Here is a 19,590-nt window from a genome sequence, read left to right on the forward strand (position 1 = left end):
TTTCACCCCCGAACATGTGGGGAGGTTTTCGAAATGGCCGATCTCAGCACCAATTTTCTCGGCATCAAGTCGCCCAATCCGTTCTGGCTCGCCTCCGCGCCGCCGACCGACAAGGAATACAACGTCGTGCGCGCCTTCAAGGCGGGCTGGGGCGGTGTCGTGTGGAAAACGCTCGGCGAGGACCCGGCGGTGGTCAATGTCAACGGCCCGCGCTACGGCGCCGTCCACGGCCGCGACCGCAACGTCATCGGGTTCAACAACATCGAACTGATCACCGACCGCCCGCTTGAGGTGAACCTGCGCGAAATCAAGCAGGTTAAGCGAGACTGGCCCGACCGGGCGCTGGTGGTTTCGCTGATGGTGCCCTGCGAGGAACAGAACTGGATCGACATCCTGAGGCGCGTAGAGGAGACCGAGGCCGATGGCGTCGAGCTCAATTTCGGCTGCCCGCACGGCATGTCGGAGCGCGGCATGGGCTCGGCAGTCGGCCAGGTGCCGGAATATATCAAGATGGTCACCCGCTGGTGCAAGCAGAACACCCGCATGCCGGTGATCGTCAAGCTGACGCCGAACATCACGGATATCCGCAATCCGGCCCGTGCCGCGCATGCTGGCGGTGCCGATGCGGTCTCGCTGATCAACACGATCAACTCCATCGTCTCGGTCGATCTCGATCAGATGGCGCCCAATCCGACAATCGACGGGCGCGGTGCCCATGGCGGCTATTGCGGGCCGGCGGTGAAGCCGATCGCGCTCAACATGGTGGCGGAGATCGCCCGCGATCCGCAGATGCGCGGCCTGCCCATATCCGGCATCGGCGGCGTCACCGACTGGCGCGACGCGGCGGAGTTCATGGCTTTGGGCGCCGGAACGGTGCAGGTCTGCACCGCGGCGATGGTCTACGGCTTCCGTGTGGTCGAAGACATGATCGACGGCCTGTCCGACTGGATGGACGAGAAGGGCTATACCTCGGTCGACCAGTTTGTCGGCCGCGCCGTGCCCAATGTCACCGACTGGCAGCAGCTCAACCTGAACTACGTGGTCAAGGCGCGCATCGACCAGGACGCCTGTATCCAGTGCGGCCGATGCCATATCGCCTGCGAGGACACCTCGCACCAGGCGATCACCGCGATGAAGGACGGGTTGCGGCACTTCGAGGTGATCGACGAGGAATGTGTCGGCTGCAACCTGTGCGTATCGGTCTGCCCGGTCGAGGATTGCATCACCATGGAACACATTGCCGAGGGCACCGATCCGCGCACCGGCAAGCCGATCAATCCGGACTACGCCAACTGGACGACCCATCCGAACAACCCCAACCGGGTGCAGGACGCGGCTGAATGACTTCTTGCACGAAACGGCGGGTGCGGTGACGGTCGGCACCGCACCTCCAGAGGACGAAACCGGGCGCGCTCATGTGGCGATGCTCGGTTTCGTGTTTCTCGTCTCCACGTCCTTCCCTGTCGGACACGCGATCACGGCCGCGCTCGACCCGGCCGTGCTCACGGCCTTGCGCTTCTGCATCGCCGCGGCGATCTTTGCCGGCATGGCCACCGCCAAGCGGCAATGGCATCGGCCGAAGCTTGCGCGGCTGCCGGTCTATTTTCTGATCGCGCTGCTGCTCGACATATTCTTCGTGACCATGTTCGAGGCGCTGCGACTGACGAGCGCGCTCAATGCCGGAGCGGTCTTCACGCTGCTGCCGGCGTTTACAGCCCTTGCCGGCCTGATGCTGCTCGGCCAGCGGATCTCGCGCTTTCAGACGGTCTGCCTGGCGGTTGGGGCTGGAGGTGCGTTGCTTGTCCTGTTCGGCTCGGACCTCTCGCGGCTCGCAAGGCTCGAGTTCGGCGAAGGGGAGCGGATCTACCTCCTAGGTGTCGCCGCCTATGCCTTCTATGCGCCGCTGATGCGGCTGCTCAACAAGGGTGAGCCGCTCGAGCACTTCAATTTCTGGATCCTGGTCTGCGGGGCCGTGATGTTGCTGGCCTACGGCCGGAAGGAGTTGGCGGCGACGGACTGGATCGCGGTCCCGCCGGCCGTCTATCTCGGGATCGCCTATCTGGCGGTGTTTCCGACGGCGACCAGTTTCTTCTGCGCCACTTATGCCAGCCTGCGCCTGCCCTCCGGCCCGGTGATGGCCTACACCTATCTGCTGCCGTCCTTCGTGCTGGCCGAGACGCTGGCGCTGGGCGCATCCTGGCCGGGCCTGTGGACCGTTGCCGGCGTGCTGGTGACGGCCGTCGCGACCGTCCTCCTGCAGCGCCGGACCGGCCGCTAGTCTGTTCTCCTGTCGCTAGCGACGGAGCTGCGTTGCGAAATGGGCGATGGTCTTGCGATAGACTTCCGCTCTGTTCCAGTCCCTCAGCACCCCGTAGTTGCGGCTGCCCGGCGACCAGTCGCCCCCCTTGCTCCAGCCGTGCTGGCGCAGGAAGTTCGCGGTCGAGGCAAAGACGTCCGGCGTGCTCCGGATCAGGTTGGGGCGTCCGTCGCCGTCGAAGTCGACCGCGTAGCGTTCGTAGCTGGAGGCCAGGAATTGCGTCTGGCCGATCTCGCCCGCCCAGGCACCTTTCATGTCGGCAATCCGCATCTGGCCGCGATCGGCGATCCGCAAGGCGCTCATCAGTTCGTTGGTGAAGAATGCCGAGCGGCGGCAGTCATAGGCGAGCGCGGAGAGCGAGGAAAAGATCGGGATGTTGCCCATGAAGCCGCCGAAGCCGGATTCGAGCCCCCAGATCGAAACGATGACTTCCTTGGGGACGCCGTACTTGCGCTCGACCCGGTCGAGTACTCTTGCATGCTGCTGCATCCGGCGCTTGCCCATGGCGATCGTGGAGGGTGGCGCGCGACGGGCGAGAAACTGCTCGAACGAAAGCTTGAAGGATTTCTGGTTGCGGTCGAGGCGGATGACCTTGCGGTTGTAGGTCATGTTCCCGAGCGCGGCCTCGACCGTGCGGCTGGAGATGCCCGACGCGACCGCCTCGCGCTTGAACGCGGCAAGCCACTTGGGAAAGCCTTGGGCATTGTTGCCGCACTTGGCGGCTTCCGCGGTTCCGCTCGCAAGCATAATTAAACCGGCAATGAGAAGGGCCTTGCGCATGGAATCTCCCGTCCTGTGGCATGGCGCCGCGCAACCCGCCAACCGGATCCGCGACCGCACGCCAGCCATCGGAATGCAGGATACAAGCCGCAAGGCCAAGATCAAGCGCGCGGCAGCAGGCCGCCGAAGATCAGGTCGGTGAGCGAGGCCAGGGCCTCCTTGCGGAATTTCGGATCGTCGATGCCGGTGCCGGTGATCGCCTCGATCTGCGGGGCGAAATCGGCATAGGTCTGGGTTGTCGCCCAGATCAGGAAAATGAGGTGATGCGGATCGACGGGCCGTATCCGGCCGCGCTCCGCCCAATGGCGCAACACCTCGGACTTCTCGTCGACAAGCGCCTTCAAAGGGCCTTCCAACACGTCGCGGATCATTGGCGCGCCTTGCATCACCTCGCTGGCGAAGAGCCGAGAGGCTTCCGGATGCTCGGCTGAAAAGCGCAGTTTCTGTTCGATATAGGCGGCAAGTTCGGTGCGCGGATCGCCGTCGGGGTCGAGGGTGCGCAAGGGCGCCAGCCATCGGTCGAGCAGGTCGGCCAGCACCGCCTTGTAGATCTCCGACTTGGAACCGAAATAGTACAGAAGGTTCGACTTCGACATGCCCGCATCCTCGGCGATCTGATCGACGCGGGCGCCGCGGTAGCCGAAGCGCGAAAACACGGAAAGCGCCGCATCGAGGATCCGCGCCCGGTTCTTCTCCTGGATACGGGTGCGCGGCGTGTCCTGTTGCGGGGCGGTGCTGTCCATGGTCCCTGCCTATCTTCCCGGCGCGGTTGCGTCGCCGTTGGGGGCGGTCCGTGCCACTGCGCCGCCAAGCGCGGGGGAGGTGGCGCCGATTCCCGCCAGAATGATGCCGATCACCGTTTGCTTCGCCTCCTCGAACTGGGTCGCGCCGAGCGCCCGGCCGCCGTTCAGCGTATCGATCTGGTGGTTGAAATCGGCGTAGTGCTGTGTGGTCGCCCAGATCATGTAGAGCAGATATTGCGGATTGACCGGGGCGATCTTGCCGTCCGCGATCCATCGCTCGATCACGGCAACGCGCGAGGCCGTCCAGTCGCGCAAGGTGGTTTCAAGGTAGTCCTGGATCACCGGAGCCTTGTGCAGGATCTCATTGGCCCAGACCTTGGACCCCATCGGGTGCTCGCGGGAGATGTCCATCTTCTTGGAGATATAGGCGGTCAGCGCCTCGACCGGATCGTCGCTCTCGTCGAACGTGTTGGCGGCATCCAGCCAGATGTTGAAGATATGTTCCACGACGCGGCGGTAGAGCGCCTCCTTGGTCGGGAAGTAGTAGTGCAGGTTGGCCTTGGGGATGCCGGCACGGTCGGCGATCATACCGGTCGTGGCGCCACGAAAGCCGCTTTCGGCGAAGATTTCCTCGGCCGCCTTGAGGATCGCGCGCTCGTTTTCCGCCCGGATGGCGCTCTTGTGTGTCCTGTCGCTGCCGCGCATCGCTCCTGGCCGTTGCTTGGCCCATTGCTTAGACCGTTTCGCCCGTGACTGCCAATTCGGCAGGCGGGCCGAAAATTGATCTTGACCGGATGGTCAAGCCTTCCTAGGCTCGATTTGACCATTTGGTCAGGTTTTTCAGCCTGGCGCAATGGCAAAGACGCAGCGGACCTTCGGCGCCAAGCAACAAGACCGGTGGCCGCGCACTTCCAGATTCCGGCCGGATCGCCACGATGCGCAGGCAGGGCAGCCGGCCGCCCGGGCAACAGAAACGCGCAGCCGCGCCGGACGCATTCGCGTCGAGGCACGGCGCATGTCCTCTCGCGATATCCGGGTACGGGAACCGGCCGGCGGTGACGAGCCGTCCGGACGCCATGCGGGCCTGGCCCGCCAGGCCTCCGGCAGCGGATCCGCCCGTCCGAATGCAGTCACTATAGGCGCGCCGCGTCCCGCGACCGGGGCGGGCGATTGGGGGGAGGACCAGCATGTCGAAGCCGGCGCTTACCAGCAACAATCTCGACGCCTTCTGGATGCCGTTCACGGCCAACCGCCAGTTCAAGCAGAACCCGCGGCTTTTCGTCGGCGCCGAAGGCATGTTCTACAAGACGGCGGACGGGCGCGACGTGCTCGATGGCACCGCCGGCCTGTGGTGCTGCAATGCCGGCCATGCGCGGCCCCGTATTACCGAAGCCGTGCAGCGCCAGATCGCCGAACTCGATTACGCGCCGGCGTTCCAGATGGGGCATCCGCACGCCTTCGAGCTTGCCGCCCGCCTTTCGGCCTTGATGCCCTCGCCCCTCGACCATGTGTTCTTCACCAACTCCGGATCGGAATCCGTCGAGACCGCGCTGAAGATGGCGATCGCCTATCACCGGGTGCGCGGCGAAGGCGCCAGGACCCGGCTGATCGGCCGCGAGCGCGGCTATCATGGCGTCAATTTCGGCGGCATTTCCGTTGGCGGCATCGTCGCCAACCGCAAGATGTTCGGCACGCTGCTCGGCGGCGTCGACCACCTGCCCCATACACACGACCTCTCCCGCAATGCCTGGACGCGCGGACAACCGGAGAGCGGCGCCGAATATGCAGAGGACCTGATCCGCCTGATCCAGTTGCACGACGCCTCGACCATCGCCGCCGTGATCGTCGAGCCGGTGGCCGGTTCCACCGGCGTGCTGATCCCCCCGAAGGGCTATCTTGAGCGGCTCAAGGCGATTTGCGACCAGCACGGCATCCTGTTGATCTTCGACGAGGTCATCACCGGGTTCGGCCGTCTCGGTTCGCCCTTCGCCGTCGATCATTTCGGCGTCACGCCGGATCTCGTCACGACGGCCAAGGGCATCACCAACGGCGTCATCCCGATGGGGGCCGTCTTCTGCGCCAGCCATGTGCACGAGGCCTTCATGACGGGGCCCGAGCACCTGATCGAGTTCTTCCACGGCTACACCTATTCCGGCCATCCGGTCGCCTGCGCCGCGGCGCTCGGCACGCTCGACACCTATGAGGAAGAGGGCCTGCTGACCCGGGCGGCGGAGCTCGGGCCCTATTGGGCCGACGCGCTGCATTCGCTGAAGGGCGCCCGGCATGTCATCGACATCCGCAATATCGGCCTGATCGGGGCGATCGAACTGCAGCCGATTGCCGGCGAGCCGACCAAGCGCGCCTTCTCCGCCTTCCTGAAGGCCTACGAGGCGGGCGTGCTGATCCGCACCACCGGCGACATTATTGCGCTCTCGCCGCCTCTGATCATCGAGAAGGGCCATATCGACCAGCTCGTCGACACGATCCGCGACGTGCTGGAGAGCCTAGACTGAAACCGGAGCAAGCTCCGACCGGGACAGACCATGACCACCATCGAGAATGCCATCGGCGGCCAGCGTGCCGTCTCCCGATCGACCCGCACGCAAGGCGTGTTCAACCCCGCCACCGGAGAGCAGTCGGCGACGCTGCCGCTATCGACGGCTGACGAAGTCGCCGAGGCGATCGCCGCCGCGAAGGCCGCCTTCCCGGCCTGGCGTGACACACCTCCCTTGAAGCGCGCGCGGATGATGTTCCGCTTCAAGGAACTGCTCACCGCCCATGCCGACGACATCGCCCGGGCGGTCTCGGCCGAGCACGGAAAGACCCATGACGATGCGCTCGGCGAAGTCGCGCGCGGCATCGAGGTGGTGGAGTTTGCCTGTGGCATTCCGCATCTGCTGAAGGGCGAGTTCGCCCGCAATGTCGGCCCGGCCATCGACAGCTACTCCGACCGCCAGCCGCTCGGCGTGGTTGCCGGCATCACGCCGTTCAACTTCCCCGCCATGGTGCCCTTGTGGATGTATCCGATCGCGGTCGCCTGCGGGAACACCTTCATTCTGAAACCGTCGGAGCGAGATCCGTCCGCCGTGATGGTGGTCTACGACCTCTTCCAGAAGGCGGGCTTTCCCGACGGCGTGCTCAATGTGGTGCATGGCGACAAGGAGGCGGTCGACGTCCTGCTGACCCATCCGGACGTCAAGGCGGTGTCTTTCGTCGGCTCCACGCCGATCGCCGAGTACGTCTATTCGACAGGTACGGCGCACGGAAAGCGCGTTCAGGCGCTGGGCGGCGCCAAGAACCACATGATCGTCATGCCGGATGCCGACATGGACCAGGCCGCCGACGCGCTGATGGGTGCGGGCTACGGCTCCGCAGGCGAGCGCTGCATGGCGATCTCCGTCGCCGTTCCCATTGGCGAGGAGACCGCCGACCGGCTGGTGGAAAAACTCGTGCCGCGCGTCCAGGCGCTGAAGATCGGGCCGGCGACCGACAAGGACGCCGAGATGGGGCCGGTCGTCACACAGCAGCACATGCGCAAGGTGCTTGGCTACATTGACCAGGGCGAGAAGGAGGGTGCCGAGCTTCTCGTCGACGGTCGCGGCTTCTCCCTGCAGGGTTACGAGAATGGCTATTTCGTCGGCGGCACCCTGTTCGACCGGGTGACGAAGGACATGACGATCTACAAGGAGGAGATCTTCGGTCCGGTTCTCTCGGTGGTGCGCGCCAAGGGTTACGAGGAGGCCCTGTCGCTGATCAACGAGCACGAATATGGCAACGGAACCGCGATCTTCACCCGTGACGGCGATGCCGCGCGGGCCTTCGCCGACCGGATCGAAGTCGGCATGGTCGGCATCAACGTGCCGATCCCGGTGCCGGTCGCCTATTTCTCCTTCGGCGGCTGGAAGCGGTCGCTGTTCGGCGACCACGCGATCTACGGTGCGGAAGGCGTGCGCTTCAACACACGGCTCAAGACCGTGACGACGCGCTGGCCGGCCGGCATCAAGGACGGCGCGGTCTACACCTTCCCGAATATGGAGTGAACCGGGATGCACCGTGCCACGGCCAAGGCCACGACCCTGATCGATGACGCTAGGGTACGCGTCACCCGCTTCGACTTCGTGCCCGGCGCGGAGACGGGCTGGCATCGCCACGGCCTGGACTATGTGATCACGACACTGACCGAGTGCCACATGCTGCTGGAGGAGCCGGGCGGCGAGAGTCGCTCGGTCCTGATCCCGGCCGGCACGGTCTACCGCCGCGACGAGGGCGTCGAGCACAACGTCATCAACGAGGGCTCGGCGACGATGTCCTTCATCGAAACCGAACTGAAATAGGAGCGCGCACCATGGCAGCAGCACCGGGCCAGAATCTCAGGATCGATCCCGACCGGCTCTGGGACAGCCTGATGGAGATGGCGAAGATCGGCCCTGGCGTTGCCGGCGGCAACAACCGCCAGACGCTGACCGATGCCGACAATGAAGGCCGCAAGCTGTTTCAGGCCTGGTGCGAGGCGGCGGGCCTGACCATGGGTGTCGACACGATGGGCAACATGTTCATGACGCGGCCCGGCACCGATCCGGACGCCGATCCGGTCTATATGGGCTCGCATCTCGACACTCAGCCGACCGGCGGCAAATATGACGGCGTGCTCGGCGTTCTGGGCGGACTGGAAGTGATCCGCGCCCTCAACGACCTCGACATCAGGACGCGCCGGCCGATCGTGCTCACCAACTGGACCAACGAGGAAGGCACGCGTTTCGCGCCCGCCATGCTCGCCTCCGGCGTCTTTGCCGGCGTGCATGACCTCGACTGGGCCTATGCCCGCAAGGACGCGGACGGCAAGACTGTCGGCGAGGAGCTGAAGCGTGTCGGCTGGGTCGGCGAGGAGGAGGTAGGCGCGCGCAAGGACAAGATCCACGCCATGTTCGAGCTGCATATCGAGCAGGGACCGATCCTGGAGGCCGAGGGCAAGGACATCGGTGTCGTCACCCACGGCCAGGGCCTGTGGTGGCTGGAGGTCACCGTCACCGGCAAGGACAGCCACACGGGTTCGACGCCGATGCCGATGCGCAGGAATGCCGGGCTCGGCATGGCGCGCATGACCGAGCTCGTGCACGAGATCGCCATGAAGCACCAGCCGCGCGCCGTCGGCGCCATTGGCCACTGCGACGTCCATCCCAATTCGCGCAACGTCATCCCGGGCAAGGTGGTCTTCACCATCGACTTCCGCTCGCCTGATCAGGAAACGCTTGATGCGATGAAGGCGGAGTTCGAGGAGAAGGCGCCGGGGATTGCCGAGGATCTGGGCCTGTCCGTCACGATCGAGGCGGTCGGTCATTTCGATCCGGTCACCTTCGACGAGACCTGCGTCAGGGCCGTGCGCAATGCGGCCGAGAAGCTCGGCTACTCGCATCAGGACATCATCTCGGGGGCGGGCCACGATGCCTGCTGGGTCAACAAGGTCGCGCCGACGGCGATGATCATGTGTCCCTGCGTCGACGGGTTGTCGCACAACGAAGCGGAGGACATCACGAGGGACTGGGCGCGGGCCGGCGCCGACGTGCTGCTGCACGCGGTACTGGAAGCGGCGGAGATCGTGGAATAGACGTCAGTCACAGCCAACCGGGGACAGGTGAATGGATCTTTCGACAGTGCTTTCCTTCGTCGCCGTTGCGGGGCTTTTGGTGATGTCGCCAGGTCCCAACGGCGTGCTCATCGCGCGCACGGTGCCGACTTCCGGTCGGCTCGCCGGTTTCGCCAATATCGCCGGCTTCATCACCGCCTTCTACCTGCATGGGGCGCTGGTGGTGTTCGGTGTTTCCGTCATCCTGGTTCGCTCGGCGGAACTGTTCTTCGCGGTCAAGATGCTGGGCGCCGCCTATCTGTGCTGGATCGGCTTCAAGGCCCTGCGGGACGCATGGCGCGGCGCCATTGCCCCGATCGATATCTCCCCGGCGCGGCGTCGGCGTACGCTCGTCATCGCCTACTGGGAGGGGTTGCTGACCAACGCGCTCAATCCGAAAGTGTCGATGTTCTACCTGGCGGCCTTCCCGCAATTCCTTCCGCCTGGACTGGCGACGCCGGCCAACACGTTCACGCTGGTCTTCATCCATTCGATGCTCAATCTCGTCTGGTTCAGCCTGATGGTAATGGCTTTCTCGCGGCTTGCGGCGGCGGCGCGGGGCGGGACGTTCCAGCGCTGGATCAAGGGCGTCACGGGGGTCGTGTTCCTCGGCTTCGGCGCGAAACTGGCGACCATCGAGCCGTAGGGACATAAACGGAAGGAACGGCCGGGAACCGGCGGATCCCGGCGACCAGACACACCGGAACACGAGAGGGAACCAGACATGGCCAGCAAAGTGATCAAGGGCGGTACGGTCGTCACAGCCGACCTCAGCTACAAGGCGGATGTGAAGATCGAGGGCGGCCGCATCGTCGAGATCGGCGCAGGTCTCTCCGGCGACGAAGTGCTCGATGCCACCGGCTGCTACGTGATGCCGGGCGGCATCGACCCGCATGTGCATCTGGAAATGCCCTTCATGGGCACCTATTCCGCCGACGACTTCGAGAGTGGCACGCGCGCCGGCCTTGCCGGCGGCACCACGATGGTGGTCGACTTCTGCCTGCCGGCGCCCGGACAGTCGCTGCTCGAGGCACTGACCATGTGGGACAACAAGTCGACACGGGCCAATTGCGACTATTCCTTCCACATGGCGGTCACCTGGTGGGGCGAACAGGTCTTCAACGAGATGGAGACGGTGGTTCGCGACAAGGGCATCAACACGTTCAAGCACTTCATGGCCTACAAGGGCGCGCTGATGGTGGATGACGACGAGATGTTCGCCTCGTTCCAGCGCTGCGCCGAGCTTGGTGCGCTGCCCATGGTGCATGCGGAGAACGGCGACGTGGTCGCCCAGTTGCAGGCCAAGCTGATGGCCGAGGGCAACAACGGCCCCGAGGCGCATGCCTATTCACGTCCGGCCGAAGTGGAGGGCGAGGCCACCAACCGGGCGATCATGATCGCCGACATGGCCGGCGTGCCGCTTTATGTGGTGCACACCTCGTCCGAGCAGGCGCATGAGGCGATCCGCCGGGCCAAGCAGAATGGCATCCGCTGCTATGGCGAGCCGCTGATCCAACACCTGACGCTTGACGACAGCGAATACAGGAACGCCGACTGGGACCATGCCGCGCGACGGGTGATGTCGCCGCCCTTCCGCGACAAGAAGCACCAGGACAGTCTCTGGGCCGGCCTGCAGGCCGGCACGCTGCAGGTGGTGGCGACCGACCACTGCGCCTTCACCACGGAGCAGAAGCGCACCGGCCTTGGCGATTTCACCAAGATCCCCAACGGCACCGGCGGTCTGGAAGACCGCATGCCGATGCTGTGGACCCGAGGCGTTGCCACCGGCCGGCTGACCATGAACGAGTTCGTCGCCGTGACCTCGACCAACATCGCCAAGATCCTCAACATCTACCCGAAGAAGGGTGCGATCCTTGTGGGGGCGGATGCCGATATCGTCGTCTGGGATCCGGCGAGGGAAAAGACGATTTCCGCGTCGAACCAGCAGTCGGCCATCGACTACAATGTGTTCGAGGGCAAGCATGTGAAGGGCCTGCCGCGCTTCACGCTGACCCGCGGCGAGGTGGCGATCGACGACGGCGCGGTGAAGACCCGCGAGGGCCATGGGCAGTTCGTCGCCCGCGAGCCGTTCCAGGCGGTCAACAGGGCGCTGTCGACCTGGAAGGATCTGACCGCGCCGCGCAAGGTGGAACGCTCGGGCATTCCCCGCAGCGGCGTGTAAGGGGGAGGGGCGGGACGCGGGTCAAATGGCCGGCTCCTTGCTTATCCAAAGGGTTTCAAGGGCGCGAAACTGATCCGCCTTGGCGTGCGACATGAGAGGGAGACGGGGTGACGATGCAAGCACAGCCAGCGGAAGAGGCGGTCGCGCCGGTCATCGACATTTCAGGGCTTTCGCTGACCTTCGAGACCAATGACGGTCCGGTCCATGCCTTGTCGGACATCGACCTGGAGATAGGGGCCGGCGATTTCGTCTCCTTCATCGGGCCGAGCGGTTGCGGCAAGACGACCTTGCTGCGGGTGATCGCAGACCTCGAGACGCCGACCGGCGGCTCGATCTCCGTCAACGGCATGACGCCGGACGAGGCCAGGCTGAAGCGTGCCTACGGCTATATCTTCCAGGCGGCCGCCCTCTATCCCTGGCGCACCATCGCCGACAACATCGCCCTGCCGCTGGAAATCATGGGCTTTTCCAAGGCTGACCGGGAGGAGCGCATCCGCCGCAACATGGAGCTGGTCAACCTTTCCGGCTTCGAGCGCAAGTATCCCTGGCAGCTCTCGGGCGGCATGCAGCAACGCGCCTCCATCGCCCGTGCGCTCTCCTTCGATCCGGACCTGCTGCTGATGGATGAGCCCTTCGGCGCGCTCGACGAGATCGTCCGCGACCACCTGAACGAGCAGCTGCTGAAGCTGTGGGCCAAGACCAGCAAGACGGTGGTTTTCGTCACCCACTCGATCCCCGAAGCGGTGTTCCTGTCGACCAAGATCGTGGTGCTGTGCCCGCGCCCGGGCCGCATCTACGACGTGATCGAGAGCGACCTGCCGCGCGAACGCACCCTCGACATCCGCGAGACGCCGGAATTCCTGAAGATCGCCCACCGCGTTCGCGAGGGACTTCGGGCGGGGCACAGCTATGATGACTGAGACCGTGCGGTTTCGTATCGGCTGGCGCGCGACGGAGATGACGCGCACGCGCGACGGCGAGGTCGACCGCTTCACCATCACCTCGCATCAGACGCCGCTCGCGACGCTGCTGGCCGGACTTCCGGTTGCCATTCTTGCCCTTGCGACGGTGACCTATGCCATGGCGCATCTCGATATCGTGACGCTCGTGATGGCGGGCCTGCTCGGCTACATGCTCTACGAACTCGCGCGGTCGAATTTCGGCATGGTCCTGCTACGCGTCGGGCGGGAGATCGAGGCAACCTCGATGCTGGTATTCCCGGGCCTCGGCGCCGTGCCGCTCGGGCCGGCACGAAGATGGCCGCTCGACGCGGTGTCGAGCGTCTCGATGGGGCAAACGGAATACGGCAAGGCCAAGACCAAGCCGGTCGACTGGCCGGGCTACGGCCTTGAAGTGAAGGTCGGCGAGGCTGCGGCGCGGCGGCTGGTGTCCGGTGTGACGCTGGAACAGGCCGAGACCCTGCGCGGCGCGATTCTGGCGCGGATGGAACGGGAGGAGGAGGCCCCATGAGTTCGGCAGCGCTTTCCGTTTCTCCCCGCTCGCCCTTCGCCGGCCTGCTGCAGGGCACGGCCGGGCCGGTGATCGTGGTCGTCGCGGCGATCATCGCCATCTGGTATCTGGCGGCGGTGATGCTCAACACGCCGTTCCAGCGCGACATCTACAAGCGCGGCGGGGTCGAGAATGCACCGCTCGCGCAGCTTGTCGCCGACACGCTGTCGCAGGATCGCCCTGTGCTACCTGCCCCGCACCAGGTGGCGGTCGAGCTCTGGGACACCACGGCCAACAAGGCGGTGACCTCGAAGCGCAGCCTGATCTATCACAGCTCGATCACCCTCTCCTCGACGCTTCTCGGCTTCGTCCTCGGTACCGGGCTCGGCATTGTCCTGGCCATCGGCGTGGTGCACAGCCGGGTGCTCGACAAGAGCCTGATGCCCTGGGTGATCTCCTCGCAGACGATCCCGATCCTTGCCATCGCGCCGATGATCATCGTCGTGCTCAACGCCATCGGCATTTCCGGCCTGCTGCCCAAGGCGATGATCTCCACCTATCTCTCCTTCTTCCCGGTCACCGTCGGCATGGTGAAGGGGCTGCGCTCGCCCGAGACCATCCAGCTCGACCTGATGAAGACCTATTCGGCAAGCCGGATCCAGGCGTTGTGGAAGCTGCGCCTGCCCTCCGCCGCCCCCTACCTCTTCGCCTCGATGAAGGTCGGTGTCGCCGCGAGCCTCGTCGGGGCCATCGTCGGCGAGTTGCCGACCGGCGCGGTGGCGGGTCTCGGCGCCCGGCTTCTCGCCGGATCCTACTACGGCCAGACAGTGCAGATCTGGTCGGCGCTGATCCTCGCCGCGGTCATCGCCGCGTCGCTGGTGGCGCTGATCGGGCTGGCCGAGCGGATCGTCCTGAAGCGCATGGGGATGGGGCAATGAACACGGCACAGCTTCCAGGTGGCCCGGACTCGCTTGGCATGGGCGCGAAATTGTCGCCGGTGACGCGGCTCCTCTCGACTGCCGCCCTCGTCCTTGCGGTGATGGCGAGCATGCTGCCGCTGATCTCGGGAGAGGCCGTGTTTCTGGGCCTGTTCGAAAGCCCGTTCCTGGCCGTTTCGGCGCTGGCCGCGGTCCTGGTGCTCACCCCCTATAGGTTCCGCTTCTTCCATGGCCCGGCGGCGATCCTCGCGCTTGCCGGCGTCTCCTACGGGCTGGCCTTCGCCCTGATTGCCCTGATCGGCCGCCATCCGGGCATGGCCGGCCACGGCTTCTGGGCCTATGTCGCGGTCGCTTGGGCGATGGCCTGGCTCTCGGTGGAGGAGATGGCGGCGCTGTCGCCGCGCAATCCGTTGCTGCGACGGCTCGTGTCGCTTGCCATTCCGCTCTCCTTCGGCGTCTGGCTGCTGATCCTCTGGCAGGTTCTGGTGGTGGGCTTCGCTGTTCCCAAAGTGTTGTTGCCGGCGCCAGCCGACATCTGGACGCGTCTCCTCGCCTCGCCCGCGATCCTGTGGGCCGATTTCCGCCAGACCTTCCTGAAAGGCGTGCTGGTCGGTTACGCCGTCGGCTGCGGGTCGGGTTTCCTGGTGGCCATCCTGGTCGACAGGGTGCCGTTCCTGCGCCGCGGCCTGCTGCCGATCGGCAATCTCGTCTCGGCCCTGCCGATCATCGGCGTCGCGCCGATCATGGTCATGTGGTTCGGTTTCGACTGGCCGTCCAAGGCGGCGGTGGTGATCATCATGACCTTCTTCCCGATGCTGGTGAACACGGTCACAGGACTTGCCGCCGCTGACCGCATCCAGCACGACCTGATGCACACTTACGCGGCAAACTATCGCCAGACGCTGGCCAAGATGCGGCTGCCAATGGCCATGCCCTTCATCTTCAATGCCTTGAAAATCAACTCGACGCTGGCCCTCATCGGGGCCATTGTTGCCGAATTCTTCGGCACGCCCATCGTCGGTATGGGCTTCCGCATCTCCACCGAAGTGGGGCGGATGAATGTCGACATGGTCTGGGCCTCGATCGCCGTTGCGGCGCTGGCCGGATCTCTTTTCTACGGATTGGTGACCCTCGTCGAACGGGCGGTCACGTTCTGGCATCCGTCAGTCCGGGGATAACGGGCGGCGGAAGCCACACCAGAGGGAGTAGGACATGAAGAAGACTTTGCTTGCCGCGGCAGCGCTTGCCCTTGCCTTCGGGCCGGCCCATGCCGCCGACGATGTGACCTTGCAGCTCAAATGGGTCACTCAGGGCCAGTTCGCCGGCTATTATGTCGCCAAGGACAAGGGCTTCTACGATGAAGAAGACCTCAACGTCACGATCAAGCCGGGCGGTCCCGACATCGCCCCGCCGCAGGTGATCGCCGGTGGCGGCGCCGACGTGATCGTCGACTGGATGCCCTCGGCGCTGGCCAGTCGCGAGCGCGGCGTGCCGCTCGTCAACATCGCCCAGCCGTTCAAGAAGTCGGGCATGATGCTGACCTGCCTGAAGGAAACCGGCGTCACCAAGCCGGAGGATTTTCGCGGCCGCACGCTTGGCGTCTGGTTCTTCGGCAACGAGTATCCGTTCCTGTCCTGGATGAGCCAGCTCGGCATTCCGACCGACGGCAGCGACAACGGCGTGACGGTCCTCAAGCAGGGCTTCAATGTCGACCCGCTGTTGCAGAAGCAGGCCGACTGCATCTCGACCATGACCTATAACGAATACTGGCAGGTCATCGATGCCGGCATCCCGGAGAGCGAGCTGGTGCTCTTCAAATACGAGGACCAGGGCGTCGCGACCCTCGAGGACGGCCTGTACGTGATCGAGGAGAAGCTCTCCGATCCGGCCTTCGTCGACAAGATGGCCCGTTTCGTTCGCGCTTCCATGAAGGGCTGGGACTATGCCCGCGAGAATCCGGACGAGGCAGCGGACATCGTTCTTGAGAACGATGCCACCGGCGCGCAGACCGAGACCCACCAGAAGCGCATGGTTCGCGAGATCAACAAGCTGACGGAAGGCTCCGACGGTCGTCTCGACATGGAGGACTACCAGCGCACGGTGAACACGCTGCTGGGTGGCGGTTCCGACCCGGTGATCACCAAGGAGCCCTCGGGCGCCACCACCACCGCGGTGACCGACAAGCTCTGAAAACGGACAAGGTCCAGCGCTTCGCGGGCCTGCCGATCGTTTGGACAAGCAAAAAGGCCGCCGGGATCCGTTCCCGGCGGCCTTTCTGTCTTTGGCGGTGTTGCCCGGCTGGCGACGGTTCGGCCTCAGCCGCCTTCGCCGGCGGCCTCCCGGCGGCGCGCCATCAGCCGGCTGAGCATTGGCGTCAGCATCGGCACGACCAGGATCAGCACGGCGATCGCCAGGATCGAGGCGGTCAGCGGCCGCTCCCAGACGAAGGCCCAGCTGTCATTGCTGATGATCAGCGCCCTGCGCAGGTTCTCCTCCATCATGCCGCCAAGGATGAAACCGAGCAGCATCGGCGCCATCGGCATGTCGAGAAGCCTGAGCACCATTGCCCCGACCGCGAAGATCACCATCAGCTGGATGTCGAACGTGTTGAAGGTGACGAAGTAGACGCCGATCAGCGAGAAGAACAGGATCATCGGCACCAGCACCGTATGCGGCAGGGCCAGGACGCGGGCGATATAGGGGATCAGCGGCAGGTTGAGCACCAGCAGGATCACGTTGCCGAGATACATGGAGATGATCACCGACCAGAACACTTCCGGGTTGTCGGTGAACAGGCGCGGCCCCGGCTGCACGCCGTAGGAAATCAGCGCGCCCAGCATGATCGCGGTGGTACCCGATCCCGGGATGCCGAGGGTGAGCAGCGGCACGAAGGAGCCCGAGCAGGCGGCGTTGTTGGCCGTTTCCGGGGCGGCAAGGCCGCGGATCGAGCCGTGGCCGAACAGCTTGCCCTTGATCGGACCGGCGATCCGCTGCTCCATGCCATAGGCAAGGAACGATGCGATCGTCGCGCCGGCTCCCGGCAGGACGCCGACAAAGAAGCCAAGGATCGAGGACCGGCCGATGACCGGTACCATTTCGCGCACTTCCTCCTTGTTGAGACGCATCGAGCCGAGGCTGGCATTGGCGTCCTTCTCGCGCGCGGCTTCTTCCGGTGTTTTCGGCCTGAGGACCGACATCAGCGCCTCCGACAGGGCGAAGGTCGCCATGGCCAGGAGCAGGAAGGAGATGCCGTCGATCAGGTCGAGAATGCCGAAGGTGAAGCGCTGCATGCCCTGCGTCTCGTCGGTGCCGACGGTGGACAGCATCAGCCCGAGCACGGTCATGATCAGGGCCTTGAGCACCTTGCCGCGTCCGGCGAAGGCGGCAACGGCGGTCAGTCCGAGCACCATCAGGGCGAAATAGTCCGTCGACTGGAAGGCGAGGGAGACCACGGCGAGCGAGGGCGCCGCGACAAGCAGGAACAGGGCCGCGATGGTGCCGCCGGAAAAGGATGAATAGGCGGCGATCGCAAGAGCCTTTCCGGCGTGACCCTGCTTGGCCATCGGATAGCCGTCGAAGGCCGTTGCGACGGTGCCGGCGACGCCGGGCGCGTTGATCAGGATCGACGAGGTGGAGCCGCCGAAGATCGCGCCGTAATAGACGCCGGCCATCAGGATCAGGCCGGTCGCGGGCTCGAAACCGTAGGTGATCGGAATCATCAGGGCGATGGCCGAGATCGGGCCGAGGCCCGGCAGCATGCCGATGAAGGTTCCGGCGAAGCAGCCGATCGCCACCATCAGGATGTTGATCGGCGAGGCGGCGGTCGACAGACCGACAAGGATACCGTCAAGCATGGCTCAGCCTCCGATCATGTCGGCGAGGATTTCGGGCAGCGGCGCGATATAGACGCCGAGAAACTGGGTCATCAGCACCCAGAAGAAGACGACGATGCCGACCGACGACAGCAGCACCATCAGCAGGCGGCGCTCGCCCAGCACTAGCATGCCTGCGATCAGGAACAGCGATGTCGAGATCAGGAAACCGAACGGCCGCACGGTCAGGCCGTAGAGGACCATCAGGACGCACAGCACGATGACCCGCATCAGGGGGAAGCCCTGGCCGGCGATCGGGCGGGAGAGCCGCTTCATGGCATCCCGCCAGCGGGCGTTCTCGGTCCGGTCGTTTTCGCTCATCGGTTTGAACAGGACGACGAGGGACAGCACGCAGCCCAGAATGGCAAGGGCCTGCGGCATCGAGCGGGCGGTGAAGGCGTCGTTCATCTGGAACGGCAGCAGCGGGATCCGGAAGATCATCACGCCGTAGCCGATGGAAAAGGCGAGCATGAGAAGCGCGCCGATACGGTCGCGGGTCAGCATGGCTTGGGCCGATCTGTGCGAGAGGGTCGAAACGAGTTGGGCATGCAAAGAGGGCGCGAGCCGGAATGGCCCGGCGCGCGCCCGTCCTGCCGCGATCAGAGGAAGCCGAGTTCCTTCATCAGGTCGGCGATCTCTTTTTCCTGCTTTTCCAGGAAGGCCGAGAAGTCCTCACCCGGGTTGAAGATGTTCACCCAGCCGTTGCGGGCGCGCACTTCTTCCCACTCCGGGGTCTCGTACATCTTGGCGAAGGCGGCGATATAGGCCTGCTGCTTGTCGGCGCTGAGCCCCGGCGCGCCGAAGAAACCGCGCCAGTTGATGAACTCGACGCCGGTCGCGCCGGCCTCGTCGCAGGTCGGAACGTCCTTGGCGGCGTCGACACGGCCCGCCGCGGTGACGCAAAGGATGCGCACCTGGTCCTGCTTGGCGAGCTCGATTGCCTCGCCGAAGCCCGTCGACAGCGCCTTGATCTCGCCCGAGAGCAGGCCCGCCATGGCCTTGCCGCCGGCGTCATAGGGCACGTATTTCACCGAGGTGGGGCTGGCGCCGGCACCCTTCATCACCATCGCGGCGACCACGTGGTCCATGCCGCCTGCGACCGACCCGCCGCCGATCGGCATCTTGGTCGGATCGGCCTTGACTGCGCTCACGAGGCTGCCGAAGTCGGCAATGTCGCTGCCCTTGGCCACGATGATTGCGGCATAGTCGCCCACCGTACCGGCGATCGGCGTCAGGTCGCGGAAGGACTGGGGAAAGACCTTCTGCAGGGACCGGATGACGATCGGGGTCGAGTTGACCATGATCGTGTCATCGGCCTTGCCGGCGATCTCGATCAGATGGGCAATGGCAAGGCCACCGCCGCCGCCCGACATGTTCTCGTAGGAGGCCTGGCCGACGAGGCCGGCCTTGGTCAGGGCTTCGCCGGTGCCGCGCGCGGTGCTGTCCCAGCCACCGCCGGCACCGCCTGGAATAATGAAATGGATTTTCTCGATATCCGCAGCCTGCGTTGTGGTGGCCGCAAACAAGAGGCCGAACGCGGTTGCAGCGGCCGCAAGGCCGCGCCGTGTCGTCTTGGTCATGTCTTTCCTCCCAGGATCACCTGGCCGCGGCTGGCGGCCGGTGTCTGTTGTCCTTGCAAACACAAACGGCGCGGTCGCGGCTGCGAATGCGCGCAGGCGAACGGTT

The 19,590-nt window shown here is 65.1% G+C and carries 19 protein-coding genes; 13 read left to right on the forward strand and 6 right to left on the reverse strand.

Translation table 11 applies throughout. The annotated features are described in order from the left end of the window. The first annotated feature begins 33 nt into the window (after window positions 1-33). Both preA and RBB46_RS04930 read left to right on the forward strand, forming a co-directional pair. Window positions 34-1,344, forward strand: coding sequence for an NAD-dependent dihydropyrimidine dehydrogenase subunit PreA (gene preA / locus RBB46_RS04925; protein ID WP_306027787.1), 1,311 nt, complete (start codon window positions 34-36; stop codon window positions 1,342-1,344). 4 nt (window positions 1,345-1,348) lie between these two features. Beyond that, window positions 1,349-2,278 carry a DMT family transporter gene (locus RBB46_RS04930; protein WP_306027788.1) on the forward strand — a complete coding sequence of 310 codons (930 nt, stop codon included), beginning with the start codon at window positions 1,349-1,351 and terminating at the stop codon, window positions 2,276-2,278. A gap of 15 nt (window positions 2,279-2,293) precedes the next feature. Here the strand turns inward: RBB46_RS04930 and RBB46_RS04935 are convergent, their stop codons facing one another. The 3 genes from RBB46_RS04935 to RBB46_RS04945 form a co-directional block, all read right to left on the reverse strand. Next, window positions 2,294-3,097, reverse strand: a complete 804-nt coding sequence (locus RBB46_RS04935; RefSeq protein ID WP_306027789.1) for a lytic transglycosylase domain-containing protein — start codon at window positions 3,095-3,097, stop codon at window positions 2,294-2,296. Window positions 3,098-3,198: 101 nt separating this feature from the next. After that, window positions 3,199-3,840: a TetR family transcriptional regulator C-terminal domain-containing protein gene (locus RBB46_RS04940; RefSeq protein WP_306027790.1), complete on the reverse strand. Its 642-nt coding sequence runs from the start codon at window positions 3,838-3,840 to the stop codon at window positions 3,199-3,201. Window positions 3,841-3,849: 9 nt separating this feature from the next. After that, window positions 3,850-4,545, reverse strand: a complete 696-nt coding sequence (locus RBB46_RS04945) for a TetR/AcrR family transcriptional regulator (protein WP_306027791.1) — start codon at window positions 4,543-4,545, stop codon at window positions 3,850-3,852. 482 nt (window positions 4,546-5,027) lie between these two features. On the opposite strand from RBB46_RS04945, the gene RBB46_RS04950 reads away from it, so the two are divergent. The 11 genes from RBB46_RS04950 (at window position 5,028) to RBB46_RS05000 (ending at window position 16,222) form a co-directional block, all read left to right on the forward strand. Further along, on the forward strand, window positions 5,028-6,353 hold the full coding sequence (locus RBB46_RS04950; protein WP_306027792.1) for an aspartate aminotransferase family protein: 1,326 nt from the start codon (window positions 5,028-5,030) through the stop codon (window positions 6,351-6,353). A gap of 30 nt (window positions 6,354-6,383) precedes the next feature. Further along, complete coding sequence (locus RBB46_RS04955; protein ID WP_306027793.1) at window positions 6,384-7,880, forward strand: CoA-acylating methylmalonate-semialdehyde dehydrogenase; 1,497 nt, start codon at window positions 6,384-6,386, stop codon at window positions 7,878-7,880. Between the two features lie 6 nt (window positions 7,881-7,886). Continuing rightward, on the forward strand, window positions 7,887-8,174 hold the full coding sequence (locus tag RBB46_RS04960) for a cupin domain-containing protein (protein WP_306027794.1): 288 nt from the start codon (window positions 7,887-7,889) through the stop codon (window positions 8,172-8,174). Between the two features lie 11 nt (window positions 8,175-8,185). Further along, a complete protein-coding gene (locus tag RBB46_RS04965; RefSeq protein WP_306027795.1) occupies window positions 8,186-9,445 on the forward strand; it encodes a Zn-dependent hydrolase in 1,260 nt (419 codons plus the stop codon). A 31-nt stretch (window positions 9,446-9,476) separates the two neighbouring features. Beyond that, window positions 9,477-10,109: a LysE family translocator gene (locus tag RBB46_RS04970; protein ID WP_306027796.1), complete on the forward strand. Its 633-nt coding sequence runs from the start codon at window positions 9,477-9,479 to the stop codon at window positions 10,107-10,109. A gap of 78 nt (window positions 10,110-10,187) precedes the next feature. Beyond that, window positions 10,188-11,645 (forward strand): dihydropyrimidinase, encoded by a 1,458-nt coding sequence (hydA, locus tag RBB46_RS04975; RefSeq protein ID WP_306027797.1) that lies wholly within the window; start codon window positions 10,188-10,190, stop codon window positions 11,643-11,645. Between the two features lie 113 nt (window positions 11,646-11,758). Then, the gene (locus RBB46_RS04980; RefSeq protein ID WP_306027969.1) at window positions 11,759-12,565 is read left to right on the forward strand and encodes an ABC transporter ATP-binding protein; all 807 of its coding nucleotides are present in this window, start codon (window positions 11,759-11,761) and stop codon (window positions 12,563-12,565) included. Next, entirely contained in the window at window positions 12,555-13,115 is a 561-nt protein-coding gene (locus tag RBB46_RS04985; protein ID WP_306027798.1) for a hypothetical protein, read from the forward strand. Before RBB46_RS04980 ends, RBB46_RS04985 begins: the two co-directional genes overlap by 11 nt. Beyond that, the gene (locus RBB46_RS04990; protein ID WP_306027799.1) at window positions 13,112-14,032 is read left to right on the forward strand and encodes an ABC transporter permease; all 921 of its coding nucleotides are present in this window, start codon (window positions 13,112-13,114) and stop codon (window positions 14,030-14,032) included. The genes RBB46_RS04985 and RBB46_RS04990 overlap by 4 nt, the downstream gene beginning before the upstream one ends. After that, window positions 14,029-15,210, forward strand: a complete 1,182-nt coding sequence (locus RBB46_RS04995; RefSeq protein WP_306027800.1) for an ABC transporter permease — start codon at window positions 14,029-14,031, stop codon at window positions 15,208-15,210. Before RBB46_RS04990 ends, RBB46_RS04995 begins: the two co-directional genes overlap by 4 nt. A gap of 34 nt (window positions 15,211-15,244) precedes the next feature. Then, window positions 15,245-16,222: an ABC transporter substrate-binding protein gene (locus RBB46_RS05000; protein ID WP_306027802.1), complete on the forward strand. Its 978-nt coding sequence runs from the start codon at window positions 15,245-15,247 to the stop codon at window positions 16,220-16,222. A 125-nt stretch (window positions 16,223-16,347) separates the two neighbouring features. On the opposite strand, the gene RBB46_RS05005 is transcribed toward RBB46_RS05000, so the two are convergent. From RBB46_RS05005 to RBB46_RS05015, 3 genes are all read right to left on the reverse strand, one after another. Next, window positions 16,348-17,886 (reverse strand): tripartite tricarboxylate transporter permease, encoded by a 1,539-nt coding sequence (locus RBB46_RS05005; RefSeq protein ID WP_306027803.1) that lies wholly within the window; start codon window positions 17,884-17,886, stop codon window positions 16,348-16,350. 3 nt (window positions 17,887-17,889) lie between these two features. Further along, window positions 17,890-18,408, reverse strand: coding sequence for a tripartite tricarboxylate transporter TctB family protein (locus tag RBB46_RS05010; protein ID WP_306027804.1), 519 nt, complete (start codon window positions 18,406-18,408; stop codon window positions 17,890-17,892). 95 nt (window positions 18,409-18,503) lie between these two features. Then, complete coding sequence (locus RBB46_RS05015) at window positions 18,504-19,484, reverse strand: tripartite tricarboxylate transporter substrate binding protein (RefSeq protein WP_306027805.1); 981 nt, start codon at window positions 19,482-19,484, stop codon at window positions 18,504-18,506. Between the last annotated feature and the right edge of the window lie 106 nt (window positions 19,485-19,590).

The sequence above is a fragment of the Stappia sp. MMSF_3263 genome, from assembly GCF_030733745.1.
Lineage (GTDB): Bacteria > Pseudomonadota > Alphaproteobacteria > Rhizobiales > Stappiaceae > Stappia.